16 protein-coding genes and 2 tRNA genes are annotated in these 23,200 nt (G+C 71.3%); 15 read left to right on the forward strand and 3 right to left on the reverse strand.

The features are described from left to right. The first annotated feature begins 72 nt into the window (after positions 1 to 72). From ETAA1_RS09340 to ETAA1_RS09370, 8 genes are all read left to right on the forward strand, one after another. Complete coding sequence (locus ETAA1_RS09340; protein ID WP_145244608.1) at positions 73 to 1,107, forward strand: DUF2891 domain-containing protein; 1,035 nt, start codon at positions 73 to 75, stop codon at positions 1,105 to 1,107. Between the two features lie 180 nt (positions 1,108 to 1,287). Further along, on the forward strand, positions 1,288 to 1,440 hold the full coding sequence (locus ETAA1_RS31755; RefSeq protein ID WP_202920787.1) for a hypothetical protein: 153 nt from the start codon (positions 1,288 to 1,290) through the stop codon (positions 1,438 to 1,440). A 15-nt stretch (positions 1,441 to 1,455) separates the two neighbouring features. Further along, positions 1,456 to 1,812: a 4a-hydroxytetrahydrobiopterin dehydratase gene (locus ETAA1_RS09345; RefSeq protein WP_145236742.1), complete on the forward strand. Its 357-nt coding sequence runs from the start codon at positions 1,456 to 1,458 to the stop codon at positions 1,810 to 1,812. A gap of 133 nt (positions 1,813 to 1,945) precedes the next feature. Beyond that, the gene (locus tag ETAA1_RS09350; protein ID WP_145236745.1) at positions 1,946 to 3,463 is read left to right on the forward strand and encodes a circularly permuted type 2 ATP-grasp protein; all 1,518 of its coding nucleotides are present in this window, start codon (positions 1,946 to 1,948) and stop codon (positions 3,461 to 3,463) included. A gap of 134 nt (positions 3,464 to 3,597) precedes the next feature. Then, entirely contained in the window at positions 3,598 to 4,584 is a 987-nt protein-coding gene (locus ETAA1_RS09355; protein ID WP_145236748.1) for an alpha-E domain-containing protein, read from the forward strand. Between the two features lie 21 nt (positions 4,585 to 4,605). Beyond that, on the forward strand, positions 4,606 to 8,013 hold the full coding sequence (locus ETAA1_RS09360) for a transglutaminase family protein (RefSeq protein WP_145236751.1): 3,408 nt from the start codon (positions 4,606 to 4,608) through the stop codon (positions 8,011 to 8,013). A gap of 81 nt (positions 8,014 to 8,094) precedes the next feature. Then, positions 8,095 to 10,659: a circularly permuted type 2 ATP-grasp protein gene (locus tag ETAA1_RS09365; protein ID WP_145236754.1), complete on the forward strand. Its 2,565-nt coding sequence runs from the start codon at positions 8,095 to 8,097 to the stop codon at positions 10,657 to 10,659. A gap of 20 nt (positions 10,660 to 10,679) precedes the next feature. Then, positions 10,680 to 11,606: a transglutaminase family protein gene (locus ETAA1_RS09370; protein WP_145236757.1), complete on the forward strand. Its 927-nt coding sequence runs from the start codon at positions 10,680 to 10,682 to the stop codon at positions 11,604 to 11,606. Here the strand turns inward: ETAA1_RS09370 and ETAA1_RS09375 are convergent. Next, complete coding sequence (locus tag ETAA1_RS09375) at positions 11,558 to 12,646, reverse strand: zinc-binding metallopeptidase family protein (RefSeq protein WP_145236760.1); 1,089 nt, start codon at positions 12,644 to 12,646, stop codon at positions 11,558 to 11,560. The two genes, ETAA1_RS09370 and ETAA1_RS09375, sit on opposite strands and share 49 nt — an antisense overlap. 316 nt (positions 12,647 to 12,962) lie before the next feature. Between ETAA1_RS09375 and ETAA1_RS31760 the strand changes: the two genes are divergently transcribed. Then, positions 12,963 to 13,035, forward strand: a tRNA-Ile gene (locus ETAA1_RS31760). A gap of 70 nt (positions 13,036 to 13,105) precedes the next feature. On the opposite strand, the gene ETAA1_RS09380 is transcribed toward ETAA1_RS31760, so the two are convergent. Continuing rightward, positions 13,106 to 13,177 (reverse strand) — tRNA-Thr (locus tag ETAA1_RS09380). 76 nt (positions 13,178 to 13,253) lie between these two features. Between ETAA1_RS09380 and ETAA1_RS09385 the strand changes: the two genes are divergently transcribed. The 4 genes from ETAA1_RS09385 (at position 13,254) to ETAA1_RS09400 (ending at position 17,808) form a co-directional block, all read left to right on the forward strand. Beyond that, positions 13,254 to 14,141 (forward strand): deoxyribonuclease IV, encoded by an 888-nt coding sequence (locus ETAA1_RS09385; RefSeq protein WP_145236763.1) that lies wholly within the window; start codon positions 13,254 to 13,256, stop codon positions 14,139 to 14,141. A gap of 348 nt (positions 14,142 to 14,489) precedes the next feature. Next, on the forward strand, positions 14,490 to 15,788 hold the full coding sequence (eno, locus tag ETAA1_RS09390) for a phosphopyruvate hydratase (RefSeq protein ID WP_145236766.1): 1,299 nt from the start codon (positions 14,490 to 14,492) through the stop codon (positions 15,786 to 15,788). Positions 15,789 to 15,933: 145 nt separating this feature from the next. Continuing rightward, complete coding sequence (locus tag ETAA1_RS09395; RefSeq protein WP_145236768.1) at positions 15,934 to 16,503, forward strand: hypothetical protein; 570 nt, start codon at positions 15,934 to 15,936, stop codon at positions 16,501 to 16,503. Positions 16,504 to 16,521: 18 nt separating this feature from the next. Continuing rightward, a complete protein-coding gene (locus tag ETAA1_RS09400) occupies positions 16,522 to 17,808 on the forward strand; it encodes a formylmethanofuran dehydrogenase subunit C (RefSeq protein WP_145236771.1) in 1,287 nt (428 codons plus the stop codon). A gap of 39 nt (positions 17,809 to 17,847) precedes the next feature. Here the strand turns inward: ETAA1_RS09400 and ETAA1_RS31765 are convergent, their stop codons facing one another. After that, a complete protein-coding gene (locus tag ETAA1_RS31765; protein WP_202920789.1) occupies positions 17,848 to 20,523 on the reverse strand; it encodes a hypothetical protein in 2,676 nt (891 codons plus the stop codon). 173 nt (positions 20,524 to 20,696) lie between these two features. Between ETAA1_RS31765 and ETAA1_RS09410 the strand changes: the two genes are divergently transcribed. Together ETAA1_RS09410 and recN are read left to right on the forward strand one after the other, a co-directional pair. Beyond that, positions 20,697 to 21,452, forward strand: a complete 756-nt coding sequence (locus ETAA1_RS09410) for an SDR family NAD(P)-dependent oxidoreductase (protein ID WP_202920790.1) — start codon at positions 20,697 to 20,699, stop codon at positions 21,450 to 21,452. Between the two features lie 50 nt (positions 21,453 to 21,502). Continuing rightward, on the forward strand, positions 21,503 to 23,194 hold the full coding sequence (gene recN, locus ETAA1_RS09415; RefSeq protein WP_145236777.1) for a DNA repair protein RecN: 1,692 nt from the start codon (positions 21,503 to 21,505) through the stop codon (positions 23,192 to 23,194). Positions 23,195 to 23,200: the final 6 nt, after the last annotated feature.

The following is a 23,200-nucleotide window of genomic DNA, read 5'->3' on the forward strand; positions in this document are numbered from 1 at the left end:
GGAACCGTACCATCTGTGTAACGCCCCGGACCGGAGGTGCCTTCCGTGTTCACACTTGTTGCCGCCGCCGCCATGAGCCAGCCTTCTCCCGAGCCGCCGGCCACGCTCACCCGTGAGGCCGCGGCGGCGTTCGCCCGGCTGGCGCTCAAGGGCGTCGTCCGCGAGTACCCGAACAAGCCCGAACACGTCCTCGGCGGCCCCGCCGACGCCCGCACGCCGAAGGCGCTGCACCCGGCCTTCTACGGCTCCTACGACTGGCACTCGGCCGTCCACGGCCACTGGCTGCTCGTGAAGGTGGTCCGCACGCACCCCGACCTGCCGGAGTCGAAACAGGCACGTGCCGTGCTGGACCAGCACCTCACCGCGGCAAACGTGAGGGTGGAACTGGAGTACTTCGCGCGGGCGGAGTCGAAGTCGTTCGAGCGGCCCTACGGCTGGACGTGGCTGCTCAAACTTCAGACCGAGTTGCACGGCTGGGACGACCCCGACGCGAAGCGGTGGGCCGCGAACCTGCGGCCGCTCGCGGACCTGATCGCCGGGAAGTACGTGAGCTACTACCCGAAGCAGACGTACCCCACCCGCGTCGGCACGCACGCGAACACGGCCTTCGGCCTGGCCTTCGCCCACGACTACGCCGTCGCCGTCGGCGACACGAAGCTGAAGTCGCTCGTCGAGGAGCGGGCGCGGGCGTACTTCCTGGCCGACGCCGACTACCCCGCTTCGTGGGAGCCGAACGGGGCCGACTTCCTTTCCGCGGCGCTGTGCGAGGCGGACCTGATGCGCCGCGTGCTGCCGCGCGACGAGTTCCGGGCGTGGTTCGCTCGCTTCCTGCCAGCTCTGCCGCCGCGCCTGCTCGCCCCCGCGACGGTGACGGACCGCACCGACCCGCAGCTGGTTCACCTCGACGGCCTGAACCTGAGTCGGGCGTGGTGCATGCGGTCGATCGCGGCGGCGCTGCCGGCGGGCGACCCCGCGCGTGCGGCGCTGGCAGCGTCGGCCCGGCGGCACGCGGCGGCGGCACTTCCGCACGTCGCCAGCGGCGATTTCGCGGGCGAACACTGGCTGGCGTCGTTCGCGGTGCTGTTGCTGGCCACCCCCACGCCGTGACGATTCCGAAAGAACTTTGCCCGCGGCACCCGGTTCGCAGTTGACACCGCCAGCAGGTAGAGTACCCTGTCCGCGGGCGGCAAGTCGGCCGCCCATTCCACCCAACTCCGATGGTCCATGAACGAGCGCCGATCTCCGTCCGTCTCGCCCCGTGCGAAGAAACCCGCCCCCGCCGGCCCGATGTTCGCCTCCTCCACCGCCGGCTGGTTTGCCGAGTGGAAGGCCCGCAAGGCGTCCGCCGAGCCCAGCCCGCCGGCTGACACGCCGCCCGCCGCCGCCGCCGCCGACGCTTCCGACGCCGTCGCCCGCTGGCTGACCGGCGACGGGAACTAAGGCCCGAGATTCGCCATGAGCCAACCCACCGGCCTCGCGGCGAAAAGATGCACACCCTGTTCGGGAACGGCTCAGTCGTTGCCCGCCGACGACGTGCACCGCCTGCTGCGTGAGGTGCCCGACTGGTCACTCACGCCCGGGGGCGACCGCATCCGTCGCGCCTGGCACGCGCGCGACTTCGCCACCGCACTGGCGTTCTTCAACCGGATCGGCGGGATCGCCGATGAGGAAGACCACCACCCCGACCTGCACCTGACCGACTACCGCTGCGTGGTGGTCGAGCTCTGGACACACGCAGTCGGGGGGCTGACCGAGAACGACTTCATTCTCGCGGCCAAGATCGACTCGCTGCCACTGGAACTGGCGAAATAGCCTCGCGAATCGGCCCTCGAGTTGCGTCAGGGGATGAAACACCCCCGTCGGCCCGCCCGGCCGCGGAAGAATGATGCATTCGTGCCGTCGAAATGGGCGTCGCTGCCTGTTGTCGGGGCACCCGGGAGCGTGTATGGCCGTCGCCACCGGCTCGGTCCGCTCGGCTTTCTCACTCAACGGCCACGAGTCGCCCACCGTGGGACCGCTCCTATTCGACCAGTATCGCCTCCACCCCTCCGCCTGGGACGAGCTGTTTAACCGGGGCGGCAACCCGCACGATTACTGCGGCGCCCTCGTCGACCGGCTCGGCCGGTTGCACGTGACCGAGTTCGACAACCGGCGGGCGAGCGCCGACCTGGCGTTCGTCAACCAGGGGGTCACGTTCAGCGTGTACGCCGACCAGCGCGGCGTGGAGAAGATTTTCCCCTTCGACCTGATCCCGCGGCCCATCCCCGCCACCGAGTGGGCCACCCTGGAGAAGGGGCTCGAACAGCGCATCACCGCCCTGAACAAGTTCCTCGACGACATTTATCACGACCAGCGCATCCTGAAAGAGAAGGTGATCCCGGAAGACCTGGCGCTCGGGTCGAAGGGGTTCCGCAAGGAGATGGTCGGCTTCCGCCCGCCGGGCGGGGTGTACGTCCACATCTGCGGCACCGACCTGATCCGCGACGCGGCCGGGAACTTCGTGGTGCTGGAGGACAACGGCCGGACGCCGAGCGGCGTCAGCTACGTGCTCGAGAACCGCGCCGTGATGAAGAAGGTGTTCCCGCACCTGTTCCAGGACATCCGCGTCAAGCGCGTCGAGGACTACCCGCACCGCCTCCGCGACGCGCTGGCGTCCGTCGCGCCGGAGGGGGCGGGGTCGCCGCCGTGCGTGGTGGTGCTGTCGCCGGGGCAGTACAACTCGGCGTACTTCGAGCACAGCTTCCTGGCCCGGCACATGGGCGTCGAACTGGTGTTCGGCCCGGACCTGTTCGTCCACGACGACGTGGTCTACCTGAAGACGACCCGCGGCCCGCAGCGCGTGGACGTGATCTACCGCCGCCTCGACGACGACTTCCTCGACCCCGAGGCGTTCCGCCCGGACAGCCTGTTGGGCGTGCCGGGCCTGTTCCGCGCGTACAAGGCCGGCAACGTCACGCTGGCGAACGCCGTCGGCACCGGGGTGTGCGACGACAAGGCGGTGTACCCCTACGTCGAGGACATGATCCGCTTCTACCTGGACGGGGCGGAGCCGATCCTGAAGAACGTGCCGACGTACATCTGCGCCCGGCCGGACGACCTGAAGTACACGCTCGACCACCTGGAGGAGCTGGTGGTGAAGGCGGTGAACGAGTCGGGCGGCTACGGCATGCTGATGGGGCCGAGCAGCACCGCCGCGCAGCGGGCCGAGTTCGCGGCGAAGATACGGGACAACCCACGCAACTACATCGCGCAGCCGGTTGTAACGCTCAGCACCGTGCCAACTTGGACGGACGAGGGGCCGGCCCCGCGCCACGTGGACCTGCGGCCGTACATCATCACGGGGAAGAGCACGTGGGTGCTGCCCGGCGGGCTGACGCGCACGGCGCTCGTGAAGGGCTCGTTGGTCGTGAACAGCAGCCAGGGCGGCGGCAGCAAGGATACGTGGGTTCTTGAGGGGCGGTGACAGCGGACCCGGCAACTGGCCGGCGTCAGCCGGCCGGTCGGTGGTGCAGGTGCCTTGACCAACGACCAGCCGGCTGACGCCGGCCGTTCGCCCGGCTGGCGACGATCCCGGGTCATCAGACGAGTTTGGCGCCCATGATTTCACGGGTCGCGGAACACTGCTTCTGGCTCGCCCGCTACCTCGAGCGGGCCGAGAACGTCGCGCGCGTGCTGGACGTCAACCACACCCTGCTGCTGGACTTCCACGTCCCCGCCGAACAGCAGTGGAAGCCCATCCTCATCATCACCGGCCTCCACGACTACCCGCACGAGCCGACCGCCGAGAACGTCCAGGAGTACATGACCTGGGACGAGAAGAACCCGTTCAGCATCACCAGCTCGATGTACTGGGCCCGTGAGAACGCCCGCATCATCCGCGAGGTGATTTCGGGCGAGATGTGGGAGCGGATCAACTACTACCACCTGTGGCTGAAGGCCGACGCCCGCGAGGTGTACGACACCAACCGGCACGAGTTCTACGCGCAGGTGAAGCGGATCAACCACCTCGTCCACGGCATCGCCGACGCCACCATGAGCCACGGCGAGGCGTGGGAGTTCTTCAAGCTCGGCACGTACCTGGAGCGGGCCAGCCAGACGGCCCGCATCATGGACGTGAAGTACCACACGCTCCTGCCGAAGGTCGAGGACGTGGGCACGCCGGTGGACAACGCCCACTGGCTCGCCATCCTGATGAGCTGCTCCGGGTACGAGCCGTTCCACAAGAAGCCGAAGTCGGTGCCGATGGAGCCGGGGGCGGCGGTCGCCGAATTCTTGCTGTACGACGCGGAGTTCCCGCGCTCCATCCGTCGGTGCGTGTGGGAGTGCGAGGGCGCCGCCGAGGCCGCCGCCGGCAACCCGGTCGGCCGCGAGCCGACCGCCGCCGAGCGGCAGATCCGCGAACTACTGGACTGGTTCGACAGCCGCACCAGCGCCGACATCATGCGCGACGGCCTCCACGAGGCGCTGACGCACATCGTGGATTCCGTGATCAAGATCGGCAACGCGGTCCACGCCAGCTTCTTCGCCGCCGAGGTGAAGCCGCCGCCGCGGCCGCGGGCCGCCATGAGCCAGAGCCAGTCGTAACCGCACAACGAGACACCCCGCATGGGCATCCGCGTCGCGCTGTCCCACGTCACCACGTACCGGTACGACCGGCCGGTGACCCTCGGCCCGCACACCGTCCGGCTGCGCCCCGCCCCGCACGCCCGCACCCCGATCCACTCGTACTCGCTCCGCGTCGAGCCCGCCGACCAGTACCTGAACTGGCAGCAAGACCCGTACAGCAACCACCTCGCGCGGCTCGTTTTCCTGAAGCCGACGACCGAACTCAAGGTCACGGTCGAAGTCGTCGCCGAGATGGTGCCGATCAACCCGTTCGACTTCTTCGTCGACGAGTCGGCGCAGGAGTACCCGTTCACCTACGAGGCCGGGCTGGCCCGCGAGCTGGCGCCGTACCTGGAAACGCTCCCGGCCGGCCCCCGGCTGCGCGAGCTCGTCGCCTCGTGCCGGCGGAGCGGGGTTACCACGAACGACTACCTCGTGAGCCTGAACCACGCGGTGCAGCGGCACGTCGGCTACGTCATCCGGCTGGAGCCGGGCGTGCAGACGCCGGAGGAAACGCTCGACCTGCGCCGCGGGTCGTGCCGCGACTCGGCGTGGCTGCTGGTGCAGTTGGCCCGCCACCTCGGCCTGGCGGCGCGGTTCGTGTCCGGCTACCTCATCCAGCTCGTCGCCGACGAGAAGCCGGTGGAGGGCCCGGAAGGCCCGCCCGCCGACTTCACCGACCTGCACGCCTGGGCCGAGATTTACGTCCCCGGCGCCGGCTGGGTCGGCCTCGACGCCACCTCCGGGCTGCTGGCAGCGGAGGGGCACATCCCGCTAGCCTGCACCGCCGATCCTTCGTCCGCCGCACCCATCGCCGGCTCGTACAGCTGGGTCGGCGACGAGAAGATCGTCGAGGAGTTCGACCACGAGATGACGGTGACGCGGCTCGACGAGAAGCCGCGGGTGACGAAGCCGTACACGGACGAGCAGTGGGCCGCGATCGACGCCCTCGGTCGCCGCGTGGACGCCGACCTGCGCGAGTGGGACGTGCGGCTGACGATGGGCGGCGAGCCCACCTTCGTGAGCATCGACGACCGCGACGCCGAGGAGTGGAACACGGGTGCCGTCGGCCCGAACAAGCGCCGCCAGGGCCTGACGCTGCTGAAGCGGCTGCGCGACAAGTGGGCGCCCGGCGGGCTGCTGCACCACGGCATGGGGAAGTGGTACCCCGGCGAGCAACTGCCGCGGTGGGCGTTCGGCTGCTGGTGGCGCCGCGACGGCGAGCCGGTCTGGGCCGACCCCGAACTCGTCGCCGACGAGAGCGTGAAGTACGGCTTCGGCGCCGGCGACAGCGACCGGTTTGTAACGCGGCTGGCCGAGTTGCTGGGCGTGAACCCCGCCCACGCCATGCCCGGGTACGAGGACGCGTGGTACCACATGTGGCGCGAGCGGCGCCTGCCGGCGAACGTGGACCCGTTCGACAGCAAGCTCGACGACGAGCAGGAGCGCGCCCGGCTGGCCCGCGTGTTCGAGCAGAAACTGGGGTCGGTGGTGGGCCACACGCTGCCGGTGCGGCGGGCGTTCGGGCCGGGGTCGAAGTGGGAGAGTGGCGACTGGTTCCTCCGCAAGGAGCGGCTGTACCTCCTCCCCGGCGACAGCCCGATGGGCTTGCGCCTCCCGCTCGACGGCGTGTACTGGGAAGACCCCGACCACCGGCAGTTCATGGCGGAGCGCGACCCGTTCACCCCGCGCGGCCCGCTGCCGCAGCGGGCCGAGATCCTCGGGCAGCGGGCCGACGGCAAGGAGCCGGTCTTCGACCCGCGGTTCCGCGGCAACGGCGTTCCCGAGCGCCCGGGCGTCACCCGCCCCACGTCCTCCGCCGTCGTGCGCACCGCGCTGTGCGTCGAACCCCGCGGCGGGATCATGCACGTGTTCATGCCGCCGCAGCGGCTCGTGGAGGACTACCTCGACCTCGTCGCCGCCGTCGAGCAGACCGCCGCCGAGCTGCGGATGCCGGTGCTGATCGAGGGCTACAAGCCGCCGCACGACTCGCGGCTGAACCACTTCTCGGTGACGCCCGACCCCGGCGTCATCGAGGTGAACACGCACCCGGCCGCGAGCTGGGACGAACTCGTGGCGACCACCACCACGCTGTACGAGGAGGCGAAGCAGAGCCGCCTGTGTACCGAGAAGTTCATGCTCGACGGCCGGCACACCGGCACCGGCGGCGGCAACCACGTCGTGATCGGCGGCGCCACCCCGGCCGATTCGCCGCTACTCCGCCGGCCCGACCTGCTCAAGAGCCTCGTCGGCTTCTGGGTGAACCACCCGAGCCTGTCGTACCTGTTCAGCGGCCTGTTCGTCGGCCCGACCAGCCAGCACCCGCGGGTGGACGAGTCGCGGCACGACGCCCTCCGCGAGCTGGAGCTGGCGTTCCAGCAGGTGACGGCCAACCGCGGCGAGCACGTCCCCGCGTACCTCGTAGACCGGCTGTTCCGCCACCTCCTGACGGACTCGACGGGGAACACCCACCGCACCGAGTTCTGCATCGACAAGCTCTACAGCCCCGACAGCGCCACCGGCCGCCTCGGGCTGCTGGAGCTGCGCTCGTTCGAGATGCCGCCGCACGCCCGCATGAGCCTCGCCCAGCAGGTGCTGTTGCGGTCGCTGGTGTCGTGGTTCTGGCGGAAGCCCTACGACAAGCCGCTCGTGCGCTGGGGCACGGCGCTGCACGACAAGTTCATGCTGCCGCACTTCGTGGCCGAGGACTTCGGCGACGCCCTCGCCGAGCTCGGCGACCGCGGCGGGTACGCGCTCGACCCGGCGTGGTTCACCCCGCACGTCGAGTTCCGCTTCCCGCTGATCGGCGAGCTGACGCGCCGCGGGGTGAACCTCGAGCTCCGCACCGCCATCGAGCCCTGGCACGTTCTCGGCGAGGAAGGGGCGGTCGGCGGCACGGCGCGGTACGTCGATTCGTCGGTGGAGCGGGTGCAGGTGAAGGTGCAAGGCCTGACCGACCCGCGGCACGTGGTGACGTGCAACGGCCGCCGCGTGCCGCTCCACCCGACGGGCACGACCGGCGAGTACGTGGCCGGCGTCCGCTACCGGGCGTGGCAGCCGCCGAGTTGCCTCCACCCCACAATTCCGGTTCACGCCCCGCTGGTGTTCGACGTGCTGGACACGTGGAACGACCGCAGCATCGGCGGCTGCACGTACCACGTGTCGCACCCCGGCGGCCGTGGCCACGAGGTGCTGCCGGTGAACGCGCTGGAGGCCGAGGGGCGGCGCATCGCGCGCTTCTCGGCGCTGGGTCACACGCCGGGGCCGGTGAGCGTGCCGCCGGCGGAGGTGAGCCCCGAGTTCCCGCTGACGCTCGACCTGCGCACCGCCGAGCCGGTCCGCTACCGGGCGCCGCAGCCGGCGCCGGAACCGACCCCGCGACGGGTCGCGGAGGGTGTGGTAAGCTGACGGGCAGGATTCGGAATTCAGGATTCGGTATTCAGGACGGAGCCCACCCCCCGCGACCCTCTTCCGTCTTCCACCGGGCCGATGTCTTCCCTGAATCCCGAATCCCGAATCTCGAATCCTCCCGCGTACCAGCCTCCGCCGGCCGGGTACGACGAGGCCGCCGACGCCGCGGGGCCGCGGCCGCACTGGCAGCGGTTCTTCCACGCCCTTGACGACCTCGGCCCGGCGGAGCTCGGCCGCCGCTGGCGCGACGCCCAGCACCTCATCCGCGAAAACGGCGTCACCTACAACGTCTACGGCGACCCGCGCGGCATCGCCCGCCCTTGGCAGCTTGACCCCATTCCGCTGCTGATCCCGCCCGCCGAGGCCGCCCACCTCGAAGCCGGCCTCCTCCAGCGCGGCCGACTCCTCGAGCGGGTTCTCGCCGACCTGTACGGCCCGCAGCGGCTACTGCGCGACGGCCTGATCCCGCCCGAACTCGTCTACCCGAATCCGGGCTTCCTGCGGCCGTGCCACGGCATCAAGGTGCCCGGCGGGCGCTTCCTCCACCTCTACGCCGCGAACCTCGGCCGCGGTGCCGACGGCCACTGGCGCGTCATCGGCGACCGCACACAGGCGCCGTCCGGGGCCGGGTACGCGCTGGAGAACCGCATCGTGATGACGCGGACGCTCCCGGAAGCGTTCCGCGACTGCCGCGCCCACCGGCTCGCGCTCTTCTTCCAGACCTTCCGGGACACGCTCCGCTCGATCGCGCCCCGCAACCGCGACAACCCGCGCGTCGTGCTGCTGACGCCGGGGCCGTTCAACGAGACGTACTTCGAGCACGCCTACCTCGCCCGCTACCTCGGCTACACGCTCGTGGAAGGCGGCGACCTCACCGTCCGCGACAACCGCGTGTTCCTCAAGGTGCTCGGCGGCCTGCAACAGGTGGACGTGATCTTCCGCCGCCTCGACGACGACTTCTGCGACCCGCTGGAGCAGCGGCCGGACTCGTTCCTCGGGGTGCCCGGGCTGACGCACGCCGTCCGCAGCGGGAACGTCGCCATCGCCAACGCCCTCGGCACCGGCGTACTCGAAACGCCGGCGCTGCTCGCGTACCTGCCGCGCCTGTGCCGCGAGTTGCTCGGCGAGGAGTTGCGCCTCGAATCCGTGCCGACGTGGTGGTGCGGCGACCCGGAGGCGCTGCGGTACGTCCTCGACCACCTCGACGCGGTCGTCGTGAAGCCGGCGTTCGCGGCGAATCGGCTCGAACCGGTGTTCCCGTCCGACCTGGCCGCCGCCGACCGGGCCGCGTTCGTGACGCGGTTGAAGGCTCAACCGCGGGACTTCGTCGCGCAGGGGCGGCTCGACCTGTCCACGGCCCCGGTGCTAGCCGGCGGCGCGCTCGCGCCGCGAAAGATGGTGCTGCGGGCGTACCTGGCCGCCGACACGGAGTCGCGCAGCGGCTTCACCGTGATGCCCGGCGGGCTGACGCGGGTGAGCGCCGCCCCGGACACGATCGTCGTGTCGATGCAGCGCGGCGGCGGCAGCAAGGACACGTGGGTGCTCGCGGCCGGGGCGGCGATCGACTTCAGCATGTTGAACTCGGGCGCCCGCGTCGAGCTGACCCGCGCCGGCGGCGACCTGCCGAGCCGCGCCGCCGACAACCTGTTCTGGCTCGGCCGCTACGCCGAACGCGCCGAGGGCACGACGCGGCTGCTCCGCGGCATCGCCGTGCGGCTCGCGGAGCGGAGCGGCCTCGCGGAGACGCCCGAGGTGCCGGCGCTGTTCCACGCGCTGAGCCTCCGCGCCGACCTGCCGGCGGCGGTGGCCCGCGAGAGCCCGGAAGCGCACGTCCTGCGCGTGGTGTTCGACGCGACGCACGCCGGCAGCCTGGTCTCGACGGTGCGGGCGGTGTGCCGGCTGGCCGGGGTCGTGCGCGACCGCATCAGCATCGACATGTGGCGGGCGCTGAACGGCCTCGCCGACTTCCCCGCCGACCCGGCCTACTACGGCGAGGACGGCCCGACCCCGGCCGACGTACTCGACCTGCTCAACCGCACCGTGCTGACGCTCGCCGCGTTCGGCGGCCTGGCCGTGGAGAGCATGACCCGCGGCGAGGGCTGGCGGTTCCTCGACCTGGGCCGGCGGCTCGAACGCTCGCTCCACATGATCTCGCTGCTGAACGGCACGATGACGCACCCGTCAGTCCAGGACGGCCCCGTCCTCGACGCCGTGCTCGAAGTGGCCGACAGCGGCATGACCTACCGCCGCCGCTACCTCGGCAGCCTGCGGGCCGAGGCGGTGCTCGACCTGCTGGTGTTCGACGAGTCGAACCCGCGGTCGCTGGGCTCGCAGCTGGTGGCGCTGGAGGACGACGTGAACCACCTGCCGCGGCCGACGCGCGGCGCCGGCCGGTCGCCGGAGCAGCGGTTCGCGCTGGCGGCGCTCAGTTCGGTGCGGATGGCCGAGCCGGAGAAACTGGCCGCGGTTGTCGAAGGGACGCGGCCGGAGTTGAAGACGGTGCTCGACATCGTCGGCAACTGGCTGCCGATCCTCTCCGACGCCATCACGCTGCAGTTCCTCACGCACTTGCAGCCGTCGCGGCACCTGGCGTCACCCGAGCCGGTGAGGCAGACGGGGGCGGCGAGCGGCGACCGGTTGTGAGTCTGACGAAGGGCTGGGGTATGCGCTACCACATCACGCACGTCACCACCTACGCCTACGCCGAGGCCGTGTCGCTCTGCCAGAACGTCGCGCACCTCGCGCCGCGGCCGTCGCACCGGCAGCGCGCCGAGTCGCCCTTCCTCAGCATCACCCCCGACCCGGCCGTGATGGAAGACCGCGTCGACTTCTTCGGCAACCCGGTGTGCTACTTCACCGTCCAGGAGCCGCACAAGGAACTCACGGTGAGCGTCGAGCACCGGGTGAGCGTGACGCCCGACCCCGTGCCGACGCACTCGCCGCCGTGGGAAGCCGTCCGCGACCGGCTGCCGCACGACCGCGACCCGGTGTGGCTCGACGCCTACCAGTTCGTGTTCGACTCGCGGTTCATCGCCGCCGACCGGAAGTACGCCGACTACGCCGCGGGGGCGTTCTCGCCCGGCCGGCCCATCGTGGACGCCGCCCTCGAGCTGATGCGGCGCGTCCACGTCGACTTCGTCTACGACCCGCGGGCGACGACGCTCGCCACGCCGGTCGCCGAGGTGTTCGAGACCCGCCGCGGCGTCTGCCAGGACTTCGCCCACTTCATGCTGAGCTGCCTGCGGTCGCTGGGGCTGGCGGCGCGGTACGTGAGCGGCTACCTGTCGACGCTGCCGCCGCCGGGGAAGGCGCGGGTGGTCGGGGCCGACGCCACGCACGCCTGGGTGAGCCTGTTTTGCGGCGACGCCGGGTGGGTGGACCTGGACCCGACGAACGACACGGTGCCGGCCGACCGGCACGTGCTACTGGCGTGGGGCCGCGACTACGAGGACGTGAGCCCGCTCAAGGGCGTGATCCTCGGCGGCGGGCACCACTCGGTCAAGGTGGCGGTGGACGTGAGGCCCGACGACGACCAGCCCGCTCACGCCGGCGGCGCGGCGGGCGTGCGGCCCTCCCACACGGTGTCGTGAACGAACCGCAGCTTGGCCACCGCCTGGTCGGTCAGCACGAACGGGTAGGCGTCGCTGAGGCCGAGGCCGCGGTTCAGGTTGTTCAGCATGTACGTCAGCGGCAGCCAGCTCTCCATCAGGTCGGGGAACGGCTCGTACTCGTCGTCCAGCGGGTCGGGGATGGCCCGCAGCGCCGGGTCGCCCGGCCGCGGCGGCCGCAGCCGCACCCCGCACGCCGCCGCGGTTTCGAGCGAATCCACGATGTGGAGGTAGTGCGCCCACGTCTCGGCCCAGTCCTCCCAGGCGTGGACGCTTGCGTAGGCCGACACGAACCGGTCCCGCCAGTCGGCGGGCGGGCCGTTGACGTGGTGCCGCTTCAGGGCGTCGCCGTAGCTCTCGCGGTCGTCGCCGAACAGCTCGCGGAAGGCGCCGATCCGCGGCGAGTCCTTCACGAGGCGGTCCCAGTAGTAATGGCCGCTCTCGTGGCGGAAGTGGCCGACGAGCGTGCGGTACGGCTCGCCGAACAGCGCCCGCACGCGCTCCCGCTCGGCGTCCTCGGCCTCGGCGATGTTCAGCGTGATGACGCCGTCGGCGTGGCCGGTGAGGACGCGCGGCAGGGTCGGATTGGCGGGGTCGGCCTTGAACTCGAACGCCAGCCCGTGCTCGGGGTCGAGCTCCTTCATGACCAGCGGCAGCCGCAGGGCCATCAGCGTGTACACCAGGCGGCGCTTGGCCACCTCCACCTTGTACCACTTCTCGCGGTGGCCGGGCACGTCCAGGTCGGGGATGACGCTCGACAGCCGGCACGACGGGCACAGCGGGTCGGGGTCGTCGGCGGGGACGGCCCAGTTGCAGACGTTGTTGGACACGTAGTTGGCGCACAACCGGTACGCCGGCGCCGACCGCTCGATCGGCGACGTGAACAGGCCTTCGCCGGCCGGGTCGAGTGAGCCGATCAGGCGCAGGTCGGGCAGGAAGGCCAGGGAGTGGTTGCAGGCCACGCACTGGACGTTCTCGAAGAACACCAGGTGGCGGCAGTGGTCGCAGCGGAAGACTTTCATGGGTTCCTTGCGTGTATAACTCCATTCGCCCGCGATGCGAACGGCGTGCCGGCGGGTCGGACCCTGCCGGCGGCACGGCCCCGGCCGGTGGCTTCCTGCCGGGAACCGCGAACTCGGCCAGTGTTCCCCGCACGCGGACGGGGTAGCATCAGTCGTGTACCGATCCGGCCGGGCTCCTAAGCGAGGGGGATGACGTGGGCAAGGGAAACAATTCGCAGGGCAAGGAGAAGAAGAAGCCGAAGAAGGACGCGAAGGCCGCGCCGGTGAAACCGGTCCCGCCGCCGAAGAAGAAGTGACCGCGCCGTAGAATGCGGGGGCGGGGGTGGAGTAGACAGTCAACTCGCCGGGCTAATCCCCCGGAGCCGTGGGTGCGACACCCACCCCCCGCACTCCGCTCCCGTCCGACGCACGTCGCGCAAGAAAAGAGTCGCAACGATCTCCGTTGCGACTCTCGTCGAGAGCCACCTGTCGGATTTGAACCGACGACCCCCGCTTTACGAAAGCGGTGCACTACCGCTGTGCTAAGGTGGCGAATCCGTCACCGGAATTCTATCGGCCGGCGGCGGCGGCGACTACCAGACTTTCCCCCAACTCCCGGAAGCGACCCATGCCGCTGTTCGGCGCTCACCTGTCCGTCGCCGGCGGGCTCCACAAGGCGCCCGCGGCCGCCGCCGAGCTCGGCATGGACACCGTGCAGGTGTTCACGGCCAACCCCAACGCCTGGGCCGCCAAGAAACTCGACCCCGCCGCCGTCGCCGCGTTCAAGCAGGCCGTCGCCGCCAGCGGCGTCCAATACCCCACGGCCCACGACTCGTACCTCATCAACCTCGCCGCCCCCGACGACGGCCTGTGGCACAAGTCCATCGACGCCTTCGCCGCCGAACTCGACCGCTCCGAGGAACTCGGTCTCAGCTACGTCGTCACCCACCCGGGGGCGCACGTCGGCACCGGCGTCGAAGCCGGCGTCACGCGCGTCGTCGCCGCGCTGGACATCATCCTGGAGCGGTGCCGCGGCTACCGGGTTCGCGTGCTGCTGGAGACGACCGCGGGGCAGGGCACCACCCTCGGCGCCGCCTTCGACGAACTCGCCGCCATGCTCGACCGCGTGAAGCAGCCCGAACGGCTCGGCGTGTGCCTCGACACGTGCCACGTCTTCGCCGCCGGCTACCCCCTCGGCACCGCCGCCGACTACGCCGACACCTTCGGCCAGTTCGACCGCCTCATCGGCCTGAAGCGGCTGTGCCTGTTCCACGTCAACGACAGTCTCAAACCGCTCGGCAGCCGGGTGGACCGGCACGCCGGCATCGGCCTCGGCGAGATGGGCGACGAGCCGTTCCGCCGGCTCGTGCGCGACCCGCGCTTCGCCGACATGCCGATGATTCTGGAGACGCCGAAAGAGGACGCCGCGGGCAACCCGATGGACGCGGTGAACCTGGCGCGGCTGAAGGGGTTCGCGGCCCCGCCGTCGTCGAAGCGGAAGCGGCGGGTCGTGTAGCGTGGGCGGCCGAGCATCGGACTTGACATTTCCCGTTCTCCGGTTCAAGCCGGCCGACCGTCGCCGCCGAAACAACTGGCACACACACCGCACCGGACACGGCCGGCCGCGGGGAACGAGGTCGGGGGGCAGGGGCGCACGGCCGGAGGCCGGTCGCCGCCGGCCCCCCGGCCGGTCCGGTTGACCGGCGGCGGCCCCCGACGCCGCCTGGTCCCGGACGTTCCCCGCGGCCGGCTCGTTTTCGAATGAAGGGGTGAAGGGGTGAGCGGGTGAAGGGGTGACGAAAATCACCTCGCTTTCACCCCCTCACCCCTTCACCCCTTCACCCCTTCATGCTATGCCATCGGCATGAACCACACCATTACGGGCGTCACCGCCCGCGAGATCCTCGACAGCCGGGGCAACCCCACCGTCGAGTGCGAAGTCCGACTCGCCTGCGGCACCGTCGGCCGGGCCGCGGTCCCCAGCGGGGCCAGCACCGGGGCGCACGAAGCCGTCGAACTGCGCGACGGCGACAAGGGCCGCTACGGCGGCAAGGGCACCCTCGGCGCCGTGCGTAACGTCAAGGACACGATCGCCCCGGCACTCACCGGCATGAGCGCGCTCGACCAGGTGCGCCTCGACCGCCGCATGATCGAGCTCGACGGCACCCCCAACAAGGGAAAGCTCGGCGCCAACGCCATCCTCGGCGTGTCGATGGCCGCCGCCCACGCCGCGGCCGCCGCCGTGGGCCTGCCGCTGTACCGGTACGTCGGCGGCACCAACGCGGTGACACTGCCGGTGCCGCTGATGAACGTCCTCAACGGCGGCAAGCACGCCGACAGCACGGTCGATTTCCAGGAGTTCATGATCGTGCCGGTGGGCGCCACCACCTTCCGCGAGGCGCTGCGGATGGGGGCCGAGGTGTTCCACAGCCTCAAGAAGGTGCTCCACGACAAGGGGCTGAACACGGCCGTCGGCGACGAGGGCGGGTTCGCCCCGAACATCCCCAGCGCCGACGAGGCGCTCGCCACGATCTCGAAGGCCATCGAGAAGGCCGGGTACAAGCCCGGTGAGCACGTCGCGTTCGCGCTCGACCCGGCCTGCACCGAGCTGTACGAGGAGGCGAAGCACAAGGGGAAGGACGGTTACTGCTTCTTCAAGAGCGCCCCGGACAAGATCATTTCGACCGACGAAATGATCGACCTGTGGGCGGGGCTCGCCGCGAAGTACCCGATCGTGTCGATCGAGGACGGCCTGAGCGAGGACGACTGGGCCGGGTGGAACAAGCTGACGACGAAGCTCGGCGGCAAGGTGCAGCTGGTGGGCGACGACCTGTTCGTGACGAACACGACGCGGCTGGCCCGCGGCATCGCCGAGGGGTGCGGGAACAGCATCCTGGTGAAGGTGAACCAGATCGGCACGCTGACCGAGACGCTGGAGAGCGTGGAGCTGGCGAAGCGGAACAAGTTCACGGCCATCCTGAGCCACCGCAGCGGCGAGACGGAGGACACCACGATCGCCGACCTGGCGGTGGCGACGAACTGCGGCCAGATCAAGACCGGCAGCGCGAGCCGGACGGACCGGATCGCCAAGTACAACCAGCTGCTGCGGATCGAGGAGCAGCTCGGCGGCGCGGCCGTGTACGGCGCCGAGCTGCGGAAGTGACTCAGGGAGCGATTTCACCACCGAGTCACAGAGGGCACAGAGAGAAGACAGAAAGCCGAGAACAGTACCATTCTGAAGAACGGTATTGTCTCGGTTCTTGGTCTTCTCTCTGTGCCCTCTGTGACTCTGTGGTTAATCTTGTTTTATGCCCCCGTTCCTCTCCGACCCGCCGTCCACGGCGTACCTCGTCCTTGCGGCGCTGGTCATCGTCGCCGGCGCCGTCGCGGCCCGGTGGCAGGACCGCAAGCGCGTCGGCATCTTCCTCGTCTCGCTGCTCCTGCTCGGCGGGCTGTACCTGCTCGACCGGCTGAACGCGAGTCCGCGCGAGGAGGCGGTCGAAGGTGTCGGCGCGCTGCTCGACGCGGTCAACCAGCGGCAGCCGGACCGGTTCCTGAGCCACGTCTCCGACTCGTTCGACGCCAAGGGGCTGAAGAAGGCCGACCTGCGCCGCGCCGTCGAGTTGGCCCGCCAGTTCGACGCCAAGGTCGTGGCTTGGAACTTCGACCGCAACCGCGTCGTGTACCACGACACCGACCCGCCGGCGGTGGACGTGGAGTTCGACGCGAAGGCCGAGGGGCCGGGCGGCACGGTGCCCAAGCACGTGAAGGCGACGTTCGTCCGCGACCCGGACGGCAAATACCGGATGCGGTCGTTCGCCACCTACAACATCGTGCAGAAGCAGGCCGAAGAACCGATCCCCGGCCTGGGCAAGTGACGCGCGAGTAACCCGGCCGTGCTGCTGCTGACCCGTCGCGCCCCGTCGCCGATCCCGCTCGAAGTCGAGGGGATCGTTCCCGAGAAGCTGGCCGGGCTCTCGCGACTCGAAGCCGCCAGGCTCCCCGTCTACCACGGCAACCGCACGGAACCGCTCGGCGAGTGGTTCGACGTGGCCGGCGACGCGGCCGACGGCGTGGTCCGCTTCGCCGGCGATACTGCGACCGTGAAGCACGTCGGCGCCGGCATGACGACCGGCCGCGTGGAGGTGGAGGGCGGTGTCGGGATGCACGCCGGCGCGGGGATGCGCGGCGGCTCGCTCACGATTCACGGCGACGCCGGCGACTGGCTCGGCGCCGAGATGAAGGGCGGCCGCATCGCCGTATTCGGCAGCGCAGGAAGTCAGGTGGGGGCGGCGTACCGCGGCTCGCGGCGCGGCATGACCGGCGGCGAAATCCACGTCCGCGGGTCGGCCGGCGACGAGGTCGGGCTGCTGATGCGGCGCGGGCTCGTCGCCGTCGGCGGGGCGTGTGGGCAGTTCGCGGGCGCGTCGATGATCGCGGGGAGTGTGTTCGTGTTCGGGGCGGTCGGCGGGCGGGCCGGGGCGGGGATGAAGCGCGGCACCGTGTTCGCCGGCGGCGGCGTGGTGAACCTGCCGCCGAGCTTCCGCGAAGCGTGCGACTACGCCCCGACGTTCCTGCCGGTCTACGCCCGACACGTCGCGCGAGTCGGCGTCATACCTGTCGGTCGGGCGGCGGCGCGGGTGCGCTGCTGGCGCGGCGACTTGCTCCACGGCGGCACCGGCGAGGTGCTCGTCGGCGACGGCCCAGCGGGGGAACCCGCGCCGGCCTTCGTCGTGCGGGAGTACCGCCCCGCGGACGCGCCGGCGCTGCTGGACGTGTTCCGCACCGCGATCCGCCGCACCGCGGCCGCCGACTACAACGCGGAGCAGGTGCGGGCGTGGTCCGATGCCGATCCGGCAACCTGGGCCGGCCGCTTCGAGGGGCGGTACGTCCGCGTCGCGGTGGTGGCTGGCACCCCGGTCGGCTTCGCGGAGTTGGAGTCGAACGGGCACGTCGACCGCGTCTACGTGTCGCCGGACCACGGCCGCCGCGGCATCGGCCGGGCGCTGGTGTCGGGGCTGATCGAGGAGGCGAAGCGGCGCGGACTGAGGCGGCTGTGGGTCGAGGTGAGCCTGACGGCGCGGCCGTGCTTCGAGTCGGCCGGCTTCCGCGTCGTGGCGCCGCAGGTGGTGACGTGCCGCGGCGCGGAGTTCGTCAACTACCGGATGGAGCGAGTGGGCTGACCGACCATGAGTTTCAGGCCTTCGGCCGGAAAACGGTAGTCACCGCGACGAGCGGAACCGCAGCCACCCCTCGGGCACCACGTATAGCCCGCCCCGCGGCAGGCCCACCGTCCGCAGCAGGTCCGTCGGCGCTGCCCCGGAGCCGACCATCGCCGCCAGCCCGCCGCCGACGAAGCCCGCCGCCACCGCGTTCCCACGGACCGCGCCGCCGACCGTGCCGTCCGCGAACAGGTCCGGCTTCACCAGCAGCGCCACACCGGGGCCGGCGCCAATGAGCTGCGGGCCGCCCGTCGCCGCGACCGTCACCGCCGAGCGCGAGTCGGCCGGCATCCCGACGCCGCCGGCCGGCGGGGCGAAGGACGCGAACACCGGCCGCCCCGGCGCGCCGACGAACTCGGCGAGCACCCGCGGGTTCACCTGCAGGTGCCGCCGCAGTGCGGGGAGCCGTGCGTCGTAGAGTTCCTGCCCGTCCAGCATGACGGCGTAGCGGCCGTCCTCGGGCACGGCGAACTCCACCACCTGCTCGTAGATGCCGTAGGTCGGCTCCGCCACGAGGCGGTACGGGCCGCCGACCGGGCGCGCGACCTCCTTCAACTCGTCGCTCGCCCGCACCTTGCCGGCGGGGTCGAGTTGCTGGAACACTCGCACCGTCAGCGGGAACACGGCCGCGGTGCCGCCGTAGCCGGCCGAGTCGTGCGTTTCGCGCCACTGCACCGTCAGCCGCAGCTTCGTGCCGGCCTTCAGCGTCGGCGTCACGGTGCCGTCGGCGGCGCGGCTCGCCAGGAAATTCAACTCGCGCGTCCACTCGCCCTTCGGCAGCGGCACCCCGGGCGGGGCGAACTCGGCGTGGGCGTTGCCGTCGGCGTCCACGAACGGGCCGCCCCACACGGAGCCGACGGCCGGGCTCGCCGCCTGCACCCACACCGGCCGCGGGCTCAGCCGCGGCCGCGTGGCGCTGCGGCTGATGGGCTCCGCCACCGCGTCGCCGGCGTAGCCGGTGTCCACGTACTGGCTCAGGGCGCTGAGGCCGTCCATCGGGAAGCCGGCGTCCCAGGCCAGCGTGTTCACCACCACCGTCGCCCCGGCCAGCGCCTCCATCGACCGCTGCAGCGCCGTGGCCCGCGCGATGGCCTTGCTCGTGGCCGCCTCCTCGGCGATCAGGTCGTTCAGCGCCTTCGTCGCGGCGTCGCGGCGGGCCACGGCGCGGTCGTCGTCCGAGTTGTTGGCCGTGGCCGTGCGGTACTCCAGCACGGCCTCGGTGTTCCGCTTCTTCAACTCCTCGGTCCGCAGCGTCAGCTCGACGATCCGCGACTGCATGGCGTCCGAGAACGTGGCGTCGCCGCGGGCGAAGCGGGCCACCGTCACCACCTGGAACAGCGACGCCGGGTCGACGCGCACGAGCACCAGCGCCGCCTTCGGCGCGGCCAGCCGGGCGGCGCGGGCCGCGGCGGTGCCGGCGCTCTCGGTCGCGTCCGCGCTCGGCGCCGGCTCCACGTCCGGCGACAGTTCGGCCGTCAGGTCCAGCAGCGTGACGCCGGGCGTCGCCTTCATGCCCGGGAAGTCGGTGGCGATGACGATGACCTTCGTCCCGTCGCCCAGGAAGCCGTTCTTGTGGAAGGCGTCGAGCTTCGTCGCGCGCAGGGCCGCGTCGGGGGCGGTCGCCGCGGGGGCACCGGCCGGCGCGGGCGCCGCCGTCTCGGTCGCGGCCCGGGGCAGCCGCACGTACACGACGCCCGGCTCGGCCGCGAACCGCTCCAGGTCGGAGGCGACGACGAACCGCAGCGTCAGCACATGGCCCACAGACCCCTCGACGGTCGCGGGGGCCAACTCGGGCCGCTTCGTCGTCGGGTTCGGCAGCACCCGGCTGTACTCGGTCATCAGCTTCGTGCGGAGGCGGTCGATGTCGCCGGTGTCGAACACGCGGTCCGTCACCACCTCGACGCGGAGCGGCTGCCCGGCGGCGGCCATGTTGTCGAGCACGGCTCGGAGGTCGGGCGTGAACGCGGCGCGGTTGGGCGCCACCGGAGGCGCGGCGTAGGGTGCCGGGTCGGCGACGTTCAGTACCTGCACCAGCCGGACGGGGTTCACGTCCCGCAGCGGCACCGGCAATTCCACCTCGGCGGCGTCGGCCGCGAACCACCCCGACGGCTCGTTCCGCACGTCCTTCACGAGGCGGAACAGGTTCCCGGCCGGCAGGTCGCCGCGGACGATCGTGAAGCCCTGCGGGTCGTAGCCGACCAGCTCCGTGAAGCCGATTCGGGCCAGGTGCGCGACCGTTTGGCCGTGGAACCGCTGCTGCTGGCCGGGCGTGAAGCCGGTCGCCAGCGCAAGCCGCACCGCCACGCGCTGCTCCGGACCGGGGACCGCGAAGTCGGCCGGGCGGAACAGGATGGTCTTGATGCGCGGGTCGCCCTGAAGCTTGGCGAAGCCGGTGGCCGGCAGCGTGCCGCGCATCCGCTCCGCGGTCGGGTCGAACACGTCGAGTTCGGGCTCCAACTCGCCGGTGGTGTCGCGGACGAACCCGGCGTCCTTCAGCGTCGCCTCCATGGCGCGGAACTGGCGGACGCGCTCGGTACGGTCGGCGGTGATGCGGTAGCGGAACTCGACGGCCAGTTTTTCGGGCACCGCCGGGTACACCACCTGCGCCGACGCGACAGACGGAAGTACAAGTAGCAGGACGGCCGGGAGCCACCGGGCCGGACGGACGTGGGTCATGCTGCGGCCTCGCTGCGGGCGGTCCATCGTTCATCCTGACGCGGCGGGTGCGCCTTGCCAACCCGGCTGGGGGAAATATGCCTCCCCCGCGGCCGGCCCCGGGGCGGCGACCGGACCCACCGAACGGAATTCGCCCGCCGGCCGCGCCGGCGGCGCCACGAAACGGAGACGCGATGGCTGGCGCGAACCTGACGGCAATCGTGACGGGGGCGTCCAGCGGGATCGGCCGGGCGCTGGCGGTCGCACTGGCCCGGCAAGGGCGGCCGGTCGGGGCGGTCGCCCGCCGCGCCGACCTGCTGGCCGAACTCGCCGCCGAGGTCCGCGCCGCCGGCGGCACCATCGAGACGGCCGTCGCCGACGTGGCCGACCGCGCCGGGCTTGCCGCCGCGATTCACGGTCTGGAGCAGAAGCTCGGCCCGACCGACCTGCTGATCGCCAACGCGGGGATGGGCGGCGAGACCGGAGCGGTCGAGATGAACGTGCCGCAGGTCGAGGCGATCATGAGGGTGAACTTTCTCGGCGTCGTGTACGCCATCGAGGCGGTGCTGCCGGGAATGATCGAACGCCGCGCCGGGCACGTGGTCGGCATTTCGAGCGTGGCCGCGTACAAGGGGCTGCCGGGGGCGGCGGCGTACTGCGCCAGCAAGGCGGCGGTGAACGTGTACCTGGAGGGGCTGCGGATCGAGCTGCGGAAGCTCGGCGTCGCGGTCACGGCCGTGTGCCCCGGCTTCGTGCGGACGCCGATGGTGGCAAAGAACCCGCCGATGCCGTTCCTGATGGAGCCAGAAGCGGCGGCGGCGCGCATCCTGGGGGCACTGCCGGGGAAGCCGAAGGTGTTCGAGTTCCCGCGGCGGATGAAGTGGCTGATCCGGCTGGCGCGGTGGGCGCCGGACCGGTTCGTGGCGCGGAAGGTGAAGATGAAGCTGTGACGACGCGCCACGGACTTTGTGCCTAGCTCACGCCCGTGTACCATGCCCCCATGCTGCGCGAACTCGCGGTCCAGAACCTGGCCCTCATCGAAGACGTGCGCGTGGAGCTCCGCCCGGGGTTCTGCGCCTGGACCGGCGAGACCGGCGCCGGCAAGTCGCTGCTGCTCGGCGCCCTCGGGCTCCTCCTCGGCGAACGCGGCTCCGCCGATCTGATCCGCACCGGGGCGGACGAACTTCGCGTCACCGGCCGCTTCGAGCTGAGCCGCCCCGAGCAGCGCGCCCTCGCCGCCGAGGTGCTGCAAGCGCCGATCGACGACGAAGACCTGATCCTCACCCGCCGGCTGTCGCGCAGCGGCCGCAGTTCGGCGCTCGTCAACGACGTGCCGGTCGCCGTCGCCACGCTGCGCCGCATCGGCGAGATGCTCGTGGACGTCCACGGCCAGCGCGAGAGCTACTCCCTCCTACAACCCGCCTACCAGCTCGACCTGCTCGACGCCTTCGGTAAGCTCACGGAGCCGCGCAAGCGCTACGCCGCCGCCGCCGAGCGCGTCCGCGAGCTGCGCCGCCAGCACCGCACGCTCGACGAAGCCCGGCAGACCCGGCAACGCGAACTCAGCCTCGTCCGCTTCGAGCGCGAAGACCTCGACGCCGCCAAACTCCAGCCCGGCGAGTTGCCGGCGCTCGGCAAGGAGCGCGAGACGCTCGTCCACGCCCAGAGCCTCGCGCAGTTCACCGGCACCGTCGCCGCCCGCCTCGCCGACGACGACGGGGCCGTCGTCGATGTTGTGTCGCGGCTGGTGAAGGAGGCCAACCGCTGGGCCGCGCTCGACCCGAAGCTGGCGGAGGTGGCCAGCCGGCTGGAGGCGCTCAAGCCCGAGGTCGAAGACCTGGCCGAGACCGCCCGCGACCTGTCGGAACGCTTCGAGGCCGACCCCGACCGGCTGGAGGAAGTCGAAGGCCGCATCGGTACGCTGAAGAAGCTTCAGGCCCGCTACGGCAAGACGCCCGACGAGCTAATCGCCTACCGAGCCACGCTCGACGCCCGCGAGTCCGAGTTGCAGAAGCAGGAGGACGACCTCGCCGGCATCGACGAGGCACTGGCCGCGGCGTTCGCCGAGCTGAGGGACGCGGCCGCGGTACTGAGCAAGGGGCGGGCGAAGGTCGCCAAGAAGCTCGTCGCCGACACGCAGAAGCACCTCGCCGACCTGGGGATGCCACTGGCCAAGCTCGACGCCACGCTCGAACCCGTGCCGCTCGACGACGTGCCCGCCGCGGGCGCCGACCACCTCGATTTGATGCTCTGTGCCAACCCCGGCGAGCCGGCGCGGCCGCTCCGCAAGGTCGCCAGCGGCGGCGAGTTGTCGCGCACCATGCTCGCGCTCAAGACGGTGCTCGCGGCCCACGACCCCGTCCGCACGCTCGTGGTGTTCGACGAGATCGACGCCAACGTCGGCGGCCGGCTCGGCGACGTACTCGGGCAGAAGCTCGCCAGCCTTGGGGCCACGCACCAGGTGCTGTGCGTTACCCACCTGCCGCAGGTGGCCAGCTACGCCGCCCACCAGTGGACCATCCGCAAGAGCAGCACCGGCAAGAAAACCGCCACCACCATCAACGAACTGACTGGGGAGGACGCCCGCGTCGAGGAACTGGCCCTCATGCTCCGTGGAGAATCGCGGTCGGAGACGACTCGGAAAGAGGCCGCCGAGATGCTCCGCGCGGCCAATCAACTCCGCGTCGGATGATTCTCC

Origin of the sequence: Urbifossiella limnaea, assembly GCF_007747215.1 — a bacterium.
GTDB classification, from domain to species: domain Bacteria; phylum Planctomycetota; class Planctomycetia; order Gemmatales; family Gemmataceae; genus Urbifossiella; species Urbifossiella limnaea.

Excerpts from the sequence above, each read along its gene's own strand:
- ETAA1_RS31765 (WP_202920789.1), bottom strand. The coding sequence starts at position 20,523 with ATGACCCACGTCCGTCCGGCCCGGTGGCTCCCGGCCGTCCTGCTACTT.
- ETAA1_RS09395 (WP_145236768.1), top strand. The coding sequence starts at position 15,934 with ATGCCCCCGTTCCTCTCCGACCCGCCGTCCACGGCGTACCTCGTCCTT.
- ETAA1_RS09345 (WP_145236742.1), top strand. The coding sequence starts at position 1,456 with ATGAGCCAACCCACCGGCCTCGCGGCGAAAAGATGCACACCCTGTTCG.
- ETAA1_RS09350 (WP_145236745.1), top strand. The coding sequence starts at position 1,946 with ATGGCCGTCGCCACCGGCTCGGTCCGCTCGGCTTTCTCACTCAACGGC.
- ETAA1_RS09355 (WP_145236748.1), top strand. The coding sequence starts at position 3,598 with ATGATTTCACGGGTCGCGGAACACTGCTTCTGGCTCGCCCGCTACCTC.
- ETAA1_RS09410 (WP_202920790.1), top strand. The coding sequence starts at position 20,697 with ATGGCTGGCGCGAACCTGACGGCAATCGTGACGGGGGCGTCCAGCGGG.
- ETAA1_RS09365 (WP_145236754.1), top strand. The coding sequence starts at position 8,095 with ATGTCTTCCCTGAATCCCGAATCCCGAATCTCGAATCCTCCCGCGTAC.
- ETAA1_RS09370 (WP_145236757.1), top strand. The coding sequence starts at position 10,680 with ATGCGCTACCACATCACGCACGTCACCACCTACGCCTACGCCGAGGCC.
- eno (WP_145236766.1), top strand. The coding sequence starts at position 14,490 with ATGAACCACACCATTACGGGCGTCACCGCCCGCGAGATCCTCGACAGC.
- ETAA1_RS09385 (WP_145236763.1), top strand. The coding sequence starts at position 13,254 with ATGCCGCTGTTCGGCGCTCACCTGTCCGTCGCCGGCGGGCTCCACAAG.
- ETAA1_RS09360 (WP_145236751.1), top strand. The coding sequence starts at position 4,606 with ATGGGCATCCGCGTCGCGCTGTCCCACGTCACCACGTACCGGTACGAC.
- ETAA1_RS09340 (WP_145244608.1), top strand. The coding sequence starts at position 73 with ATGAGCCAGCCTTCTCCCGAGCCGCCGGCCACGCTCACCCGTGAGGCC.
- recN (WP_145236777.1), top strand. The coding sequence starts at position 21,503 with ATGCTGCGCGAACTCGCGGTCCAGAACCTGGCCCTCATCGAAGACGTG.
- ETAA1_RS31755 (WP_202920787.1), top strand. The coding sequence starts at position 1,288 with ATGTTCGCCTCCTCCACCGCCGGCTGGTTTGCCGAGTGGAAGGCCCGC.
- ETAA1_RS09375 (WP_145236760.1), bottom strand. The coding sequence starts at position 12,646 with ATGAAAGTCTTCCGCTGCGACCACTGCCGCCACCTGGTGTTCTTCGAG.